General features: G+C 73.1%; 8 protein-coding genes. 7 read left to right on the forward strand and 1 reads right to left on the reverse strand.

Annotated features, from left to right (window positions below; translation table 11 throughout):
• Window positions 1-84: 84 nt before the first annotated feature.
• Complete coding sequence (locus U8525_RS26160) at window positions 85-1,467, forward strand: hypothetical protein (protein ID WP_374269153.1); 1,383 nt, start codon at window positions 85-87, stop codon at window positions 1,465-1,467.
• 75 nt (window positions 1,468-1,542) lie between these two features.
• Here U8525_RS26160 and U8525_RS26165 read toward each other — a convergent pair whose 3' ends face one another.
• Window positions 1,543-2,475, reverse strand: coding sequence for an MBL fold metallo-hydrolase (locus tag U8525_RS26165; RefSeq protein WP_374269154.1), 933 nt, complete (start codon window positions 2,473-2,475; stop codon window positions 1,543-1,545).
• Between the two features lie 109 nt (window positions 2,476-2,584).
• On the opposite strand from U8525_RS26165, the gene U8525_RS26170 reads away from it, so the two are divergent.
• From U8525_RS26170 to U8525_RS26195, 6 genes are all read left to right on the forward strand, one after another.
• Window positions 2,585-3,472 carry a LysR family transcriptional regulator gene (locus U8525_RS26170; protein WP_374269156.1) on the forward strand — a complete coding sequence of 296 codons (888 nt, stop codon included), beginning with the start codon at window positions 2,585-2,587 and terminating at the stop codon, window positions 3,470-3,472.
• A gap of 40 nt (window positions 3,473-3,512) precedes the next feature.
• Entirely contained in the window at window positions 3,513-4,100 is a 588-nt protein-coding gene (locus tag U8525_RS26175; protein WP_374269158.1) for an NYN domain-containing protein, read from the forward strand.
• Window positions 4,101-4,127: 27 nt separating this feature from the next.
• Window positions 4,128-5,876 (forward strand): DUF885 family protein, encoded by a 1,749-nt coding sequence (locus U8525_RS26180; protein WP_374269160.1) that lies wholly within the window; start codon window positions 4,128-4,130, stop codon window positions 5,874-5,876.
• Window positions 5,873-6,751 carry an alpha/beta hydrolase gene (locus U8525_RS26185; protein WP_374269162.1) on the forward strand — a complete coding sequence of 293 codons (879 nt, stop codon included), beginning with the start codon at window positions 5,873-5,875 and terminating at the stop codon, window positions 6,749-6,751. Before U8525_RS26180 ends, U8525_RS26185 begins: the two co-directional genes overlap by 4 nt.
• A 168-nt stretch (window positions 6,752-6,919) precedes the next feature.
• Complete coding sequence (locus tag U8525_RS26190; RefSeq protein ID WP_374269163.1) at window positions 6,920-13,696, forward strand: amino acid adenylation domain-containing protein; 6,777 nt, start codon at window positions 6,920-6,922, stop codon at window positions 13,694-13,696.
• A 17-nt stretch (window positions 13,697-13,713) separates the two neighbouring features.
• Window positions 13,714-15,445, forward strand: a 1,732-nt coding sequence (locus tag U8525_RS26195) for a condensation domain-containing protein (protein WP_374269164.1), incomplete at its 3' end; no start/stop codon positions are given.

The following is a 15,445-nucleotide window of genomic DNA, read 5'->3' on the forward strand; positions in this document are numbered from 1 at the left end:
CGGCTTGAATCCGGCCGTTTCCCTGGTGCGTAATCCTCAACACGGTGCCGAGGCGCTCCTCGCCCGGCCGGGAGTTCCCGAGACATGCGGACGCGTCGCGCGGGTGAAGTGATTCTGGGTGCGCTGGTGTGCTGGATGCTGGCGGCGTGTGGTGGCGGCGACAAGGTGAAGGTCCGGGGGCACGTCACCAACGGAGGCGGTCAGCAGACGCAGGGGCTCACCGACGGAGCGCCCGCGCTGGCGGGGGATGGGACGGCCTCCGCGGCGGCCACGGTGCGGATCAGCCGCGTGGTGGCGGCCGGCGACCTGTCGAGGCTGGCGGAGGCCGACGTCGCGGCGGACGGCAGCTACACGCTGGAGCTGGAGGACGCGGGGCAGCGGCTGGTCATCGAGGCGGTGAACGCGGCCGGCGTCACGGTGGGCTCCGCGGTGCTGGACTCCGCGGCGCCGCAGGCGGGCCAGGACGCGCGCACGGCGCCGCCCATCACGAGCGAGTCCTCGCTGGAGGCGGAGGTCTACGTCCAGATGGTGCGGGACGGGGACTCGCCCAACAGCGTGGACACGGTGGACCTGCGCGCGCGGCTGAACGCGGAGCAGGCGGCGGCGGTGCGCGGCCAGCTCAAGCAGACGGCGGCCGAGTCCGTGGGGGCGCTGGCCGTGGCGGTGCGCGCGGCGCAGGCCACGCGGCTCAAGGCGTACGCCCGGGCGGGCGTGGTCGTCACGCAGGACCAGCTCTTCAACGCGTCGCTGGACGCGGCCGCGCAGCTGGACGCGGCGCTGGATGCGGGCGGACCGTCCGCGGCGAGCGCCTACCGCACGTTCTTCGCGGCGGTGCGCGCGGCCACGCCCGAGGCGAACGACGTGCAGGACCAGCAGGCGGAGCGCGAGGCCAGCGTCTCGTACCGCATGGTGGTGGACGCGCGGCTGTCCACTGGCGCGGGGATCGCGGTCGCGGACGCGTCCATGCGGGCCGCCGCCTCGCTGGAGGCCGAGGCCACCGAGGCGGCCGTGACGGCCCTGCTCCAGGGCGCTGGCGCCGCCGACGCGGTGTTGAGCCAGGCGAATACCGCGGCCACGACGCTGCGCTCGAACCTGGCCGCCGCCACGTCCGCCAGCCTCGCCGCGTCGGCGTGGGCCTCCTACAGCAGCCAGCTCGCCACCGGCGGCAGCGCGTCCGTGATGGGCGCGCAGCTGGGGGTCACGAGCAGCAACCAGCTCGCCTTCGACTCCGCGGTGCACACGGGAGCGCAGGCCGGGGCGACGCTCGAAGCCACGCTGGGCACGGTGCTGGAGCAGTCCGGCAGGGGGACCGCCACGCTCATCGCGGACGCGGTGGTCAACGCCTTCGCCACCTATGACGCGGAGGTGCGCGGCGCCGCCACCGCCACCCTGACGGGCTTCGGCGCCCAAGCCCCCACCGGCGTGGAGCTGCTGATCATCTCCGAGGGCTCGTTCCGGCTGAAGTAGCCGCGGTGCCCGGGGCCGCGTCGCTCTGGACGGGGCCCCGGTCTGCCCCCTCGCCCACCGCCGCGGCACGCCCCCTCAGTGCTGGTGGCCGAAGCGCACCTCCACCTCCGGGTGCGCCGCGACGAACGCGCGCAGCTTCTTGAAGCTCTCCACGCCCCGGGGCCCGTCCTGCGTGAAGGTGCCCGGCTCCACGTCGTGCTCCCAGCCCCAGCGCGTGTGGCTGGCGTCCCCCAGCAGCAGCACCGGCCCCTTCGTGGAGCGCACGAGGTACGCGGTGCTGCCCGGCGTGTGCCCCGGCACCCAGAGCGCCCACACGGAGCCGTCCCCGAAGACGTCCACCGCGCCATCGAAGAGGCCCTTGGGGTCCGGCGTGTAGTTCCACTCGGACAGCGCCGGCTTGCCCGCCAGCGCGCGGTCCGTGGCGCCCTGCACCACCAGGTTCACGAACGCGCGGCTGCCCGCCTCCCCCGGGCCGGTGTACACGGGCGTCCCGGCTGGCGCGTCCGCCATGCCGCTGATGTGGTCCGGGTGCAGGTGCGTGAGGAAGACGCCGGCCAGCGGCTGGGGCTGCTGCGCCAGCCACTCGCCCAGCGGCGCCAGCACCGTCATCTTCTCCATGTGCATCGCGCTCGTGACGATGCCGCTCAGCGCCGCGCGGTCGGGCGCGTCGCGCAGCGCCGTCTCCACGCCCGTGTCCACGATGAACATCCCCCGCGTCGGGTGGCGCAGCGCGTGGAAGAAGACCTGGATGGGCTCGTCCCCGTCCTCCAGGTGCGCCGCCTTCGCCGTCGGGTGGTCCAGGTTGATGAGGCCGCTTCGGTCCACGGACCAGTCACAGGACGTGACGGTCTCCAGCTCCACCGGCCCCGGCACGTCCAGCGCCGCGAGCAGCGCCTCCGCCGGCCGCGTCACGCCCAGCTCGGACTTCTGGACGGCGTGGGAGGACGTGGCGCAGCCGGTGGCGAGCCCGGCGACGGAGAGGCAGAGCGCGAACAGGGTGGACTTCATGGCGGACTCCTTCTGCCGGCGCGGCGCGCCGGGCGTTCGGGACACGCGGGAAGATGCGGGATGCGCCCGTGGATGGGAATCCGCGAAGACGGCATGATGCCATCCATTCATGGATATCTCCTGGGACGACGCCCGGCTGTTCCTCGCCATCGCGGAGACGGGCAGCTTCAGCGGGGCCGCGCGGCGGCTGCGCATCGGACAACCCACGGTGAGCCGGAGGCTGGCCGCCCTGGAGTACGCGGTGGGCGCGGCGCTGTTCCGCCGCAGCGTGGAGGGCGCGGCGCTCACGGTGGCCGGGGAGCGGCTGCTCGTGCCCGCGAAGAAGATGGCGGAGTGGGCCGGTGAGCTGCACCGCGCGGCGGAGTCCGCGGACAGCGCTCCCCGCGGCATCGTGCGCGTGACGGCCACGCCGTTCATGAGCTTCGACTTCGTGGCCCCCTTCGCCGCCTTCGTCGCCCAGCAGCACCCGGGCCTGCGCCTGGAGGTGCAGTCCCAGGTTCAGTACCAGGACCTGGCTCGCGGCGAGGCGGACCTCGCGCTGCGCGGACGGCGTCCCACGAGCGCGGACCTGAAGCTCGTGGACACGCTGGAGGTCCCCAACGCCGTCCTCGTCTCCAAGGCCTTGAAGGCCCGGCTGCCCAGGAAGGTGACGCTCCAGCAACTGCCCTGGGTGGCCTGGGCGCCCCCCTTCGAGGCCGTCCCGCCCAACCCCCAACTGGAGTCGATGATCCCCGGCTTCGCCCCGGCCTTCACGGCGGACCACTACCTGGTGATGCTCGCGGCGGCGGAGGCCGGCCTGGGCGCGATGGTGCTCGCTCGCATGCCGCACCGCTTCAAGCGCCCCACGCAGCTGGTGCCGCTGGAGGTGGACCTGGGGCCCTTCTCCCGGAGCCAGACGCACCTGGTCTGCGCGAAGTCCGCGCTCGACATTCCCCGCGTGCGCCGCGTGTCGGAGCTGCTGCTCGAGGAGTTCCAACGGATCCGCCTGGGTCGATGAAAACCCCCAACGGACACCGGCCCCGCGTATTGTGCCCGCCATGCAATCCGCTCGACCCGCCGCCGCCTCCTACGTCCTCATCGACGCCGAGAACGTTGACTGGGCTGTCTCCAACATCGTCGGACGCAAGCCCGAGCCCCAGGACCGGGTGCAGTTCGACCGGCTCGTCTCCTTCTGTGACACGTACTTCCCCAAGCCCGTGCGCTGCGTGGTGGTGCTCAACGCGCGCGGCGAGCAGCTCCCGGACGCGATGATTGGCTTCGTGCGCGCGCTGAAGTCCGCGGGCTGCGAGGTCGCGCTCCTGCACGGGCGTCCGGACCAGAAGGTCGTGGACCTGGGCATCCTCAAGCTGCTGGAGAACATCCGCACGCAGCGCCCGCAGGCGGCGGTGGGCCTGGCCAGCCACGACGGCGCGGACTTCGCGGAGGCGCTCAAGCCGCTGCTGGAGGAGCAGCGCCAGGTCGCCGTGCTGGGGCTGCGCGAGTACGTGAGCCAGAAGTTCCGCGAGCTCACCCCGCTGGGCCTGAAGGTCGTCGACCTGGAGCTCAACGCCCGCGTGTTCCAGCGCCCCCTGCCCCGCCTCCTGCCGGTCAACGTGGACGAGTTCGATCCCACGCTGTTCATCTAGCCGCGGTTCCCGCTCCGGAGTCCGTCCATGTCATCCGAGTCCGTCCCCTCGCGTGGCGCCGCGTCCGCGTCGCTGCACGCCCTGCTGGAGGCGGAGTGGCAGTACTCGCTCCAGCAGCACCCCACCTACGCGTCGATCCTGGGGGACCGGCGCTGGAACGACCGGTGGGACGACCTGAGCCTCGCCGCGCTGGAGGCGGACCACCAACACAGCCACGACGTGCTGCGCCGGCTCCAGGGCGTGGACCGCGCCGCGCTGGACAGCGACGCGGACCGGCTGCACCTGGACCTCTTCCGGCGGATGCACGAGACGTGGCTGGAAGAGTACGGCGTGAAGGCCCACCTCCTGCCCCTCAACCAGATGGGCGGCCTGCCGGAGGCGCTCAAGATGCCGCCGGGGCTCCAGACGGCGTACCAGTTGGCGGACACCCTGCGCTTCGAGACGGTGGGGGACTACGAGGACTGGGTGAAGCGGCTGGAGCGCTTCGGCGCCTACGCGGATCAGGTGGTCGCGCTGATGCGCGAGGGCATGCGCCAGCACCGCATCCACCCGCACATCGTGCTCCAGCGCATCCCGCCGCAGCTGGAGCGGCAGGTGGTGAGGGACCCCACGCGGAGCGGCTTCTACAGCCCCTTCACCCGCATGCCGAAGGACCTCGCGCCGGAGGACGCGCGGCGGCTCTCGCAGGCGGGGCGCGACGCCATCGCGAACACCGTGGTGCCCGCGCTCCAGCGCGCCCTGGACTTCGTCGTGACGGAGTACCTGCCCGCCGCCCCGGAGACCGTGGGCGTGTGGCAGTTCCCGGAGGGCGACGCGATGTACGCGGTGCTCGCGCGCCGGCACACGACGACGCGCCTGACGCCCGATGAGATCCACGCGATGGGGCTCGCGGAGGTCCAGCGGCTGCGGGCGGAGCTGGATGGCGTGATGGCCCGCACGGGCTTCACCGGCACGCGGCAGGCCTTCTTCGAGCTGCTGCGCACGGAGGCGCGCTTCTACGAGCCCACGGGCGAGGCGCTGCTCGCGCGCTACCGGGCGCTGGCCCGGCGCATCGATCCGCTGCTGGAGCGCCTGTTCCGGACGATGCCGAAGCAGCCCTACGTGGTCGAGCCCATCCCGGAGGCCATGGCCCCGGACGTGACGACGGGCTTCTACTTCCCGGCCGCCGCGGACGGCTCGCGCCCGGGCACCTTCCAGGTGAACCTCTACCGCCCGGAGACGCGGCCCGTCTGGGAGATGGTGCCCCTGACGCTGCACGAGGCCGTGCCCGGCCACCACTTCCAGGTGTCGCTCGCCTCCGAGCAGACGGACGTGCCGGACTTCCGCCGCTTCACGTCCTACGTGGCCTTCGACGAGGGCTGGGCGCTCTACAGCGAGTCCCTGGGTGACGAGCTGGGCCTGTACGACGACCCGTACGACAAGTTCGGCCAGCTCGCCTACGAGATGTGGCGCGCGGTGCGGCTGGTGGTGGACACCGGCCTGCACGCGAAGCGGTGGACGCGGAAGCAGGCGCTGGACTTCTTCATGGAGAACGCGCCGCGCCAGGAGCTGGACATCACCAACGAGGTGGACCGCTACATCGCGTGGCCCGGCCAGGCGCTGGCGTACAAGGTCGGCCAGCTGCGCATCCGCGCGCTGCGCGACCGGGCGGAGGCCGCGCTGGGCGCGCGCTTCGACGTGAAGGCCTTCCACGACGTGGTGCTGCTCACGGGGTCGCTGCCCCTGGACGTGCTGGAGGCGAAGGTGGACGCGTGGGTGGCCCGGGAGTCCGCGTGAAGCACCCGCTCGTCGCCGGGCTCCTGCTGGGAGGCGTGGCGCTGCTGGCGATGGCGGCCTGGGTCGCGGTGCGCAGCGCGCGCTACATCTCCCAGGAGGTGCACCCGCCCCGCCAGCCGGTGGGGAGCCCCCCGGGGGACGCGGAGCTCGCGGGCCTGCGCGACGTGGGGTTCCAGGACGCGGACGGCCTCTCGCTCAAGGGCTGGTACCTGCCGCCGCGCGACGGGGCGCTCGTCGTGCTGGTCCATGGGCTCTCGGGCAACCGCACGCAGCTGCTGCCCGAGGCCCGGTTCCTCGCGCGGGCCGGGTATGGCCTGCTGCTCTTCGACCTGGGCGCGCACGGCGAGAGCGGCGGGACGGTGTCCACCTACGGCGACCGCGAGGCCACCCAGGTGCGGGCGGCGGTGGACTTCGCCGCGCGCCAGCCGGAGGTGGACGCGAAGCGCATCGGCGCGCTCGGGTTCTCCCTGGGGGGCTACTCGGTGCTGAAGGCCGCGGCGGAGGATGCCCGCCTCAAGGCCGTGGTGGTGGAGGCCGCCGCCGTGGCGCCCGCGCAGGCGCTCCAGGATGAGCTGGGACACTGGGGCCCGCTGGGCCTGTGGCCCGCCCTGGGGGTGATGAAGCGCGCGGGCGTGGACGTGAACGCGGTGCGGCCCGCCCGGGACATGGCCGCGCTCGCGGGCCGCCCCGTGCTGCTGATCGCGGGCGCGGCGGACCCATGGGTACCGGACGCCGCGCTGGAGGAGCTGCTGCGCCAGGGGCAAGGCCCGTGGGAGAAGTGGCTCGTGCCGCGGGCAGGCCATGAGAGCTACCTCCAGGCCTCGCCAGAAGAATATCCACGCCGAGTGCTGGCGTTCTTTTCGCGCTTTCTCTGAATGCAATGCCTGAGGGGCGGCCGAGGGGCCGTCCGTATGTAAGGAATCTTCCCAGGCGCGATCATTCCATTCCAGGCATGGCATGCTCGGTGACCGGGTTGGCCCAGCTTTCCCATTCTCTTTCATCTCCAACGCTCGGCACCTAACGGTCGGACGACCCTGGGGGACATGTCCGTGGACGCAGCGCTCATGCAGACAGTGGTGGCTCGTTTCACCGCGCAAGCGATCCGGACACCTGACGCCGAGGCGATCCGCTTCGAGGGGACGGGGCTGACGTACGCGGCGTTGGAGCACCGCTCCAACCAGCTGGCGCACCACCTGCGGGGCCTGGGCGTCACCACGGACGTGCTCGTCGGCGTGTGCCTGGAGCGGTCGATGGAGCTGGGGGTGGCGGTGCTGGCCGTGCTCAAGGCAGGCGGCGCATATCTGCCATTGGACCCGGCCTATCCCGCGCCACGTCTGGCTTTCATGCTGGAGGACGCGAAGGCGCCGGTGCTGCTCACCCAGGCGAGGCTGCGCGCGGGGCTGCCGGCCTTCGCGGGCCCGGTGCTGTGCCTGGACGAGTCCCCCGCCCTCTTCGCGCCGGAGGCCCCGGCCACCCCGGTGGACGCGTCGAGCCTGGAGGGGCTGGCCTACGCCATCTACACGTCCGGCTCCACGGGCACGCCCAAGGGCGTGGCCATGGGGCACCGGCCGCTCGCCAACCTCATCGCGTGGCAGCTGGGCCAGTCCATCGCGGGGCCGGGCACGCGCACGCTCCAGTTCTCCCCGCTGTCCTTCGACGTGTCGTTCCAGGAGCTGTTCGGCACCTGGTGCTCCGGCGGGACGCTGGTGCTGGTGCGGGACGCGCTGCGGCTGGACGCCGTGCTGCTGCTACAGCTCCTGGCGGAGGAGCGCGTGGAGCGGCTGTTCCTGCCCTTCATCGCGCTGCAGAACCTGGCGGAGATCGCCACCTCGCACCAGAAGGTGCCGCCCGCCCTGCGCGAGGTCGTCACCGCGGGCGAGCAGCTCCAGGTGACGCACCACCTGCGCGCGTTCTTCTCCGCGCTGCCGGGCTGCGCGCTGCACAACCACTACGGCCCGTCGGAGACGCACGTCGTCTCCAGCCACGTGCTGCGGGGCTCGCCCGACACGTGGCCCGCGCTGCCGCCCATCGGCAAGGCGGTGGACGGCTGCGAGCTGCTGGTGCTGGACGAGCAGAAGAAGCCCGTCCCCCAGGGCGAGTCCGGGGAGCTGTACCTCGCGGGCGTGTGCCTGGCGCGCGGCTACCTGCACCGCGAGGCGCTGACCGCGGAGCGCTTCGTGCAGCACCCGCTCAAGCCCGGCACCGGCGAGCGCGCGTACAAGACGGGCGACCTGGCGCGCGTGCTGCCGGACGGCGACGTGGAGTTCCTGGGCCGCATCGACGGCCAGGTGAAGGTGCGCGGCTACCGCATCGAGCTGGGGGAGATCGAGGTCGCGCTGGGCAGCCACCCGGCGGTGAAGCAGGTGGCGGTGGTGGCGCGCGAGGACGTGCCCGGCGACAAGCGGCTGGTCGCCTACGTCGTCCCAGACGGCGCGCTGGAGCACGCGGCCGGAGCGCTGCGACGCCACCTGTCCACGCGGGTGCCGGACTACATGGTGCCCTCCGCGTTCGTGCTGCTGGACGCGCTGCCGCGCACGCCCAGCGGGAAGATCGACCGCCGGAGCCTGCCCGCCCCGCTGCCCACGCGGCCGGAGCTACAGCAGGCCTACGTCGCGCCGCGCTCGCCGCTGGAGCGCACGCTCGCGGAGTCCTGGGCGCAGCTCCTGCGCATCGACCGGGTGGGCGTGCACGACAGCTTCTTCGAGCTGGGCGGCAACTCGCTGCTCGCGCTCCAGTGCGTGGCGCGGCTGCGGCAGGCGCACGGGCTGGAGATCCCCATCGTCCAGTTGTTCCAGTCCCCCACGGTGGCGCAGCTCGCGGCGGTGCTGACGGGGGATGCGTCGCGCCCGTCGCTGCGGCAGCAGGTGGAGGCGCGGCAGGCGAGGCGGCGGCGGTCCGGCGGCGGCGCGGAGCCGGTGGCCGTCATCGGCATGGCGGGCCGCTTCCCGGGCGCTCCGGACATCGAGTCGTTCTGGAAGAACCTGGTGGGCGGCGTGGAGTCCGTCACCTCCTTCACGCGCGAGGAGGTGGATCCGTCCGTGCCCGCCGCCGAGCGCGACGCCCCCGAGTACGTGCGGGCGCGCGGCATCCTGGACGGCGTGGAGCTGTTCGACGCGGCCTTCTTCGGCATCACGCCGAAGGAGGCGCAGGTGATGGATCCGCAGCAGCGCCTGTTCCTGGAGACGGCGTGGGAGGCGCTGGAGTCCGCGGGCGTCGTGCCGGAGGCGTACCCCGGCCTCATCGGCGTCTTCGCGGGCACGCACAACAACAGCTACCAGCCGCTGCACGTGCAGCCCCGGCAGGACATCGTGGGCCAGCTGGGCGCCTTCCAGGCGATGGTGGCCAACGAGAAGGACTACGTGGCCACGCGCGTCGCCCACAAGCTGGACCTGCGCGGCCCGGCGCTGTCGCTCAACACGGCGTGCTCCACGTCGCTGGTCGCGGTGGCGCAGGCCTTCTGGGCGCTCCAGACGCACCAGTGCGACGTGGCCCTGGCGGGCGGCGCGTCCGTGACGGTGCCGCAGAAGTCCGGCCACCTGTACCAGGAGGGCGGCATGCTCTCCCTGGACGGGCACTGCCGCCCCTTCGACGCGAAGGCCACCGGCACCCTCTTCAGCGACGGCGTGGGCGCGGTGGTGCTCAAGCGCCTGTCGGACGCGCAGGCGGACGGCGACGTCATCCACGCGGTGCTGCGCGGCGTGGGCATCAACAACGACGGCGCGGCCAAGATGAGCTTCGCGGCGCCGGGCGTGGAGGGACAGGCCGCCGCCATCGCGACGGCGCACGCGAACGCGGGCATCGACCCGCGAACCCTCCGCTACGTGGAAGCGCACGGCACGGCGACGCCGCTGGGCGACCCCATCGAGGTCGAGGCGCTGTCGCAGGCGTTCCGCGCGCACACCGCCGACACGGGCTTCTGCGCCATCGGCTCGGTGAAGAGCAACTTCGGCCACCTCACCGCCGCGGCGGGCGTGGCGGGGCTGCTCAAGACGGTGCTCGCGCTGAAGCACCGCGAGCTGCCGCCGACGCTGCACTTCGAGACGCCCAACCCCAAGATCGACTTCCCGCGCAGCCCCTTCTTCGTCCAGGCGAAGCGCTCCGCGTGGCCGGAGGGCACGGGCCCCCTGCGCGCGGGGGTGAGCTCGTTCGGCGTGGGCGGCACCAACGCGCACGTGGTGCTGGAGGAGGCGCCCGCGCGTCCCGCTTCTGGTCCGTCGAAGCCGCGCCAGCTCCTGACGCTGTCGGCGAAGACGCCCGCGGCCCTGGCGCAGGCGGCGCTGCGGCTGGCCGCGCACCTCCAGGCGCATCCGGAGGACTCGCTCGCGGACGTGGCCCACACGCTGGCCACGGGGCGCAAGGCGTTCCCCTTCCGCCGCGCCGTGGTGGCGGGCACCCATGAGGAGGCCGTGCGGGCGCTGACGGCGGCCGAGCCGGAGGCCTCCGCGCTGGAGTCCACGCCGCCGGTCGCGTTCCTCTTCCCGGGCCAGGGCTCGCAGCACCCGGACATGGCGCACGGGCTGTACCACCACGCGCCGGCCTTCCGCGCCACGGTGGACGCGTGCGCGGAGGTGCTCAAGCCGCTGCTCGGGCGCGACCTGCGCGAGGTGCTCTTCCCGAAGGACCCGGAGTCGCCCGAGGCCGCGGAGGCGCTGCGCCAGACGTCGTTCGCGCAGGCGGCGCTGTTCACGGTGGAGTACGCGCTCGCGCAGCTCTGGTGGAGCTGGGGCGTGCGGCCGGGGGCGCTCATGGGCCACAGCGTGGGCGAGTTCGTCGCCGCGTGCCTCGCGGGCGTCTTCACGCTGGAGGACGCGCTGCACCTGGTGGCGAAGCGCGGCCAGCTGATGCAGGCGCAGGCGCCGGGCAGCATGCTGTCGGTGCGCCTGTCCGCGGAGGCCGTGGCGCCCCGCCTGTCGGACGGGCTGGCCGTCGCGTCGGACAACGGGCCGCGCCTGTGCGTGGTGTCCGGGCCCACGGAGGCCGTGCAGCGGCTGCAAGCCACGCTGGAGGCGGAGGGCACCGCGTGCCGGATGCTCCAGACGTCGCACGCGTTCCACTCGCCGATGATGGACGCCGCGGTGGCGCCCTTCCTGGAGGCGGTGAAGGGCGTGCGCCTGTCCGAGCCGAGCATCCCCATCGTCTCCACGGCGACGGGCACCTGGCTCAAGGCCTCCGAGGCCACGTCCCCCGAGTACTGGGCGCGGCACCTGCGCGACACGGTGCGGTTCTCGCCCGCGCTGCGCACGCTCTGGGACCAGGGCGAGCACCTCCTGCTGGAGGTGGGCCCGCGCGTGACGCTCGCCACGCTGGCGCGGCAGCAGGCCACGGCCGACCAGCGCTCGCGCATCGTCGCCTCCCTGGGCGAGTCCACCGGCGACGCCGCGGACTGGAGCGCCCTCCTGGGCGCCGCGGGGCAGCTCTGGCGCCGGGGCGTGGCCCTGGACTGGGGCGCCTTCCACGCCGGCGAGCAGCGCCAGCGCGTCACCCTTCCCACCTATCCCTTCCAGCGGCAGCGCCACTGGATCGACCTCGAGCGGGCGCCCGTGCTCGCGCCCACTCTCTCCAACGGAGCCTCCGTGAGTCCCGCCCCCGTTCCCCGTGCCGAGCGTCTCGTCCCCACCCTGCGCAACCTGTTCGAGGAGCTGAGCGGCCTGGAGCTGGCCGACGCGGATCCGGGCGCGAGCTTCCTGGAGCTGGGGCTCGACTCGCTGGTGCTCACGCAGGCGGCGCTCGCGGTGCAGAAGCAGTTCGGCGTGAGGGTGACGTTCCGGCAGCTCCTGGAGGAGGCCGCGTCGCTGGGGCAGCTCGCCGCGTACCTCGACGGCCGCATGCCCCCGGACGCCGCGCCCGCGCCTGTGGCCGCCGCGCAGCTCACCGCGAACCTCCTCGCGCAGCCGCAGGTCCCCGCGTCCGCGGGCGCCGCGTTCCCGGCCCAGGCGACTCCGGCTGTCGCCGCCGTCCCCGCGCAGCTCGCCTCCGCCGGCGCCGCGTTCCAGGTCCAGGCGATGGCCGCCCCCGCCGGGAGCCTCCAGGCGGTCGTCGCCCAGCAGCTCTGGCTGATGACCCAGCAGCTCGCGCTGCTCTCCGGTCAGCCCGCGCAAGTGCGGGCCCCGCAGGCCTTCGCCCCCGCTCCCGCCGCGCAGCCTCCGACCGGGCCGGCCCAGGCCGCGCAGCCGCAGGCCTCCCAGGTCCAGCCCGCCCCCACGGCTCCCGCCCCTGCCGCCACCCCTGACGAAGCCGACCTCAAGGGCCCGGTGAAGTACGACGTGAAGAAGGCCTTCGGCGCCATCGCGCGCATCAGCCTCGCGCCGAAGGACTCGCTCACGCCCCGCCAGCAGACGTTCCTGGAGGACTTCACCCGCCGCTACAACGCGAAGACGCAGGGCTCCAAGCGCTACGCCCAGGAGAACCGGAGCCAGCTGTCGGATCCCCGCGTGGTGACGGGCTTCCGGCCGCTGCTCAAGGAGCTCATCTACCCGCTGGCCGTGAACCGCTCCAAGGGCTCCAAGCTCTGGGACGTGGACGGCAACGAGTACCTGGACGCGCTCAACGGCTTCGGCTCCGTGATGTTCGGCCACGCGCCGGACTTCATCACCCAGGCCGTGCGCCAGCAGGTGGACGACGGCTACGAGCTGGGGCCCATGCACCCGCTGGCCGGCGAGGTCGCGAAGCTCGTCTGTGAGTTCACCGGCGCGGACCGCGCGGCGCTCTGTAACACCGGCTCCGAGGCGGTGATGGGGGCGATGCGCATCGCCCGCACCGTCACCGGCCGCAGCACCATCGCCATCTTCACCGGCAGCTACCACGGCATCTTCGACGAGGTGCTGGTGCGCGGCACCAAGAGCCTGCGCACGGTGCCGGCCGCCCCGGGCATCATGGCGGGCGCGGTGCAGGACGTGCTCGTGCTGGACTACGGCACGCCGGAGTCGCTCGAAACCCTGCGCGCCCGCGCGGACTCGCTGGCGGCCATCATGGTGGAGCCGGTGCAGAGCCGCCGCCCGGACTTCCAGCCGCGCGAGTTCCTGCACCAGCTGCGCGACCTCACCCAGAAGTCCGGCTCCGTCTACATCTTCGACGAGGTCATCACCGGCTTCCGCATGCACCCCGGCGGCGCCCAGGCCCTCTTCGGCGTGCAGGCGGACGTGGCCACCTACGGCAAGGTCGTGGGCGGCGGCATGCCCATTGGCATCATCGCGGGCAAGCGCCCGTTCATGGACGCGCTGGATGGCGGCCACTGGCAGTTCGGCGACGAGTCCGTGCCCACGGTGGGCGTGACGTACTTCGCCGGAACGTTCGTGCGCCACCCGCTGGCGCTCGCCGCCGCGAAGGCCGCGCTGGAGCACATGAAGGCCGCGGGCCCGGAGCTGCAGCGAAGCGTGAGCGCCAAGGCGGACGCGCTCGCCAGCACGCTCAACGCCTTCTTCGACGAGGTGGGCGCCCCGCTGCGCATCAAGCACTTCGGGTCGCTGTGGAAGACGTTCGTCACGGCCGACGTCGCGAACGCGGACCTGCTGTTCTGCCTGCTGCGCGACAAGGGCATCCACATCTGGGATGGCTTCCCGTGCTTCTTCACCACCGCGCACTCGGACGCGGACGTGCAGCGGCTCATCACCGCCTTCCAGGACAGCGTCACGGAGCTGCAGGACGCGGGCTTCCTGCCCGGCGCGGCCCGTCCCCAGCCGCAGGCCCCCGCCGCCTTCGACTCCAACCAGCCCCCCGTCCCCGGCGCCCGCCTGGGGCGTGATCCCCAGGGCAACCCCGCCTGGTTCGTCCCTCACCCCACGGTGCCCGGCAAGTTCGTCAAGCTGAGCGAGACCCGATGAAGACCCCCGCGACCCCGATGCACGACCTGCCTGAGGACTTCGATCCGTTCGCCGGGCCCGCGCTGCTGCTCACCGCGCCGTCCACCGAGCCCCAGCGCGAGGTGTGGACCGGCGTGCAGATGGGCCCGGACGCGTCCTGCGCCTTCAATGAGTCCATGTCCGTGCGCCTGCACGGCCCGCTGGACGTCGAGTGCCTGCGCGCCGCGCTCCAGGACCTGAGCGAGCGGCACGAGGCGCTGCGCACCACGTTCAGCGCGGACGGTCTCACGCTGTGCGTGGCCGCCGCCACGCCCTTCCCGCTGGAGGTGCTGGCGCTGGACGCGCTGCCGCCCTCCGAGCGCGATGCCCGCGTCCGCGAGCTCGTGACCCACGAGGTGGAGACGCCGCTGTCCCTGGAGACCGGGCCGCTGCTCCGTCCGCGCCTCGCGCGGCTGTCCGCCGGGGAGCACCTGCTGACGCTGACCGCGCACCACATCGTGTGCGACGGCTGGTCCATGGCGGTGATGCTGCGCGACCTGGCGACGTTCTATTCGGCGCACGCGCGGCGCACGCCGCACACGCTGGCGCCCGCGCCCTCGTTCAGCGACTACGCCCGCGCGCAGGCGCGGCTGGCCACGACGCCGGAGTACGCGGAGCATGAGCGCTACTGGCTGAAGCAGTTCTCCGGCACGCTGCCGGTGCTGGAGCTGCCGCTGGACCGGCGCCGTCCGCCGTCGAAGACGTACAGCTCCCGGCGCGAGGACTGCGTCCTGGAGCCCGCGCTCGTCGAGCAGCTCAAGCGCGTGGGCGCGCGCCACGGCGGCAGCTTCTTCACCACGCTGCTGGCGGGCTTCAAGGCGCTGCTGCACCGGCTGACGGGGCTGGAGGACGTGGTGGTGGCCATCCCCGCCGCGGGCCAGTCCGTGGCCGGGCTGAAGGACCTGGTGGGCCACTGCGTGAACGCGCTGCCCCTGCGCAGCAACGTGGCCGCGGAGGCGCCCTTCACGCAGGTGCTCAAGCAGCTGCGCACCACGATGCTCGATGCCTACGAGCACCAGGAGTACACGTTCGGCACGCTGCTCAAGCAGCTGGCGCTGCCGCGCGACCCCAGCCGCCTGCCGCTGGTCAACGTGCTGTTCAACGTGGACCAGGCCGTCACGGGCGACCAGCTGGAGTTCCAGGGCCTCACCTGCACCCTGGCGAGCAACCCGCGCCACTTCGAGAACTTCGACCTCTTCATCAACGCGGCCGAGGCCCATGGCCGCGTGGTGCTGGAGTGCCAGTACAACACCGACCTCTTCGACGGCTCCACGGTTCGCCGCTGGATGGCGTGTTACGAAGAATTGCTGCGGGGCGTGGTCGCCGACGCGGACTGCCCCGTGTCGCGCCTGCCGCTGCTGCCCGCCGCGGAGAAGCAGCGGGTGCTGGTGGACTGGAACGCCACCGCGAAGCCGTTCGACCGCGAGGCCTTCGTCCACACCCTCGTGGCCGCGCAGGCCCGGGCCACCCCCGACGCGGTGGCGCTGCGCTCCGGCGCCGTGACGCTCACGTACCAGCAGTTGATCCAGCGCGCCCACCAGGTGGCGCATGGCCTGAAGCAGCAGGGCGTCACCGCCGGCAGCCTCGTGGGCCTCTTCACGAACCGCGGCGTGGACATGGTGGTGGGCCTGCTGGGCATCCTCGAAGCAGGCGCCGGCTACGTCCCGCTCGACCCCGGCTTCCCACCCGAGCGGCTGGCCTTCATGGTCGAGGACGCGAAGCTCTCCACCA

This window comes from Corallococcus sp. RDP092CA (assembly GCF_041903675.1).
GTDB lineage: Bacteria > Myxococcota > Myxococcia > Myxococcales > Myxococcaceae > Corallococcus.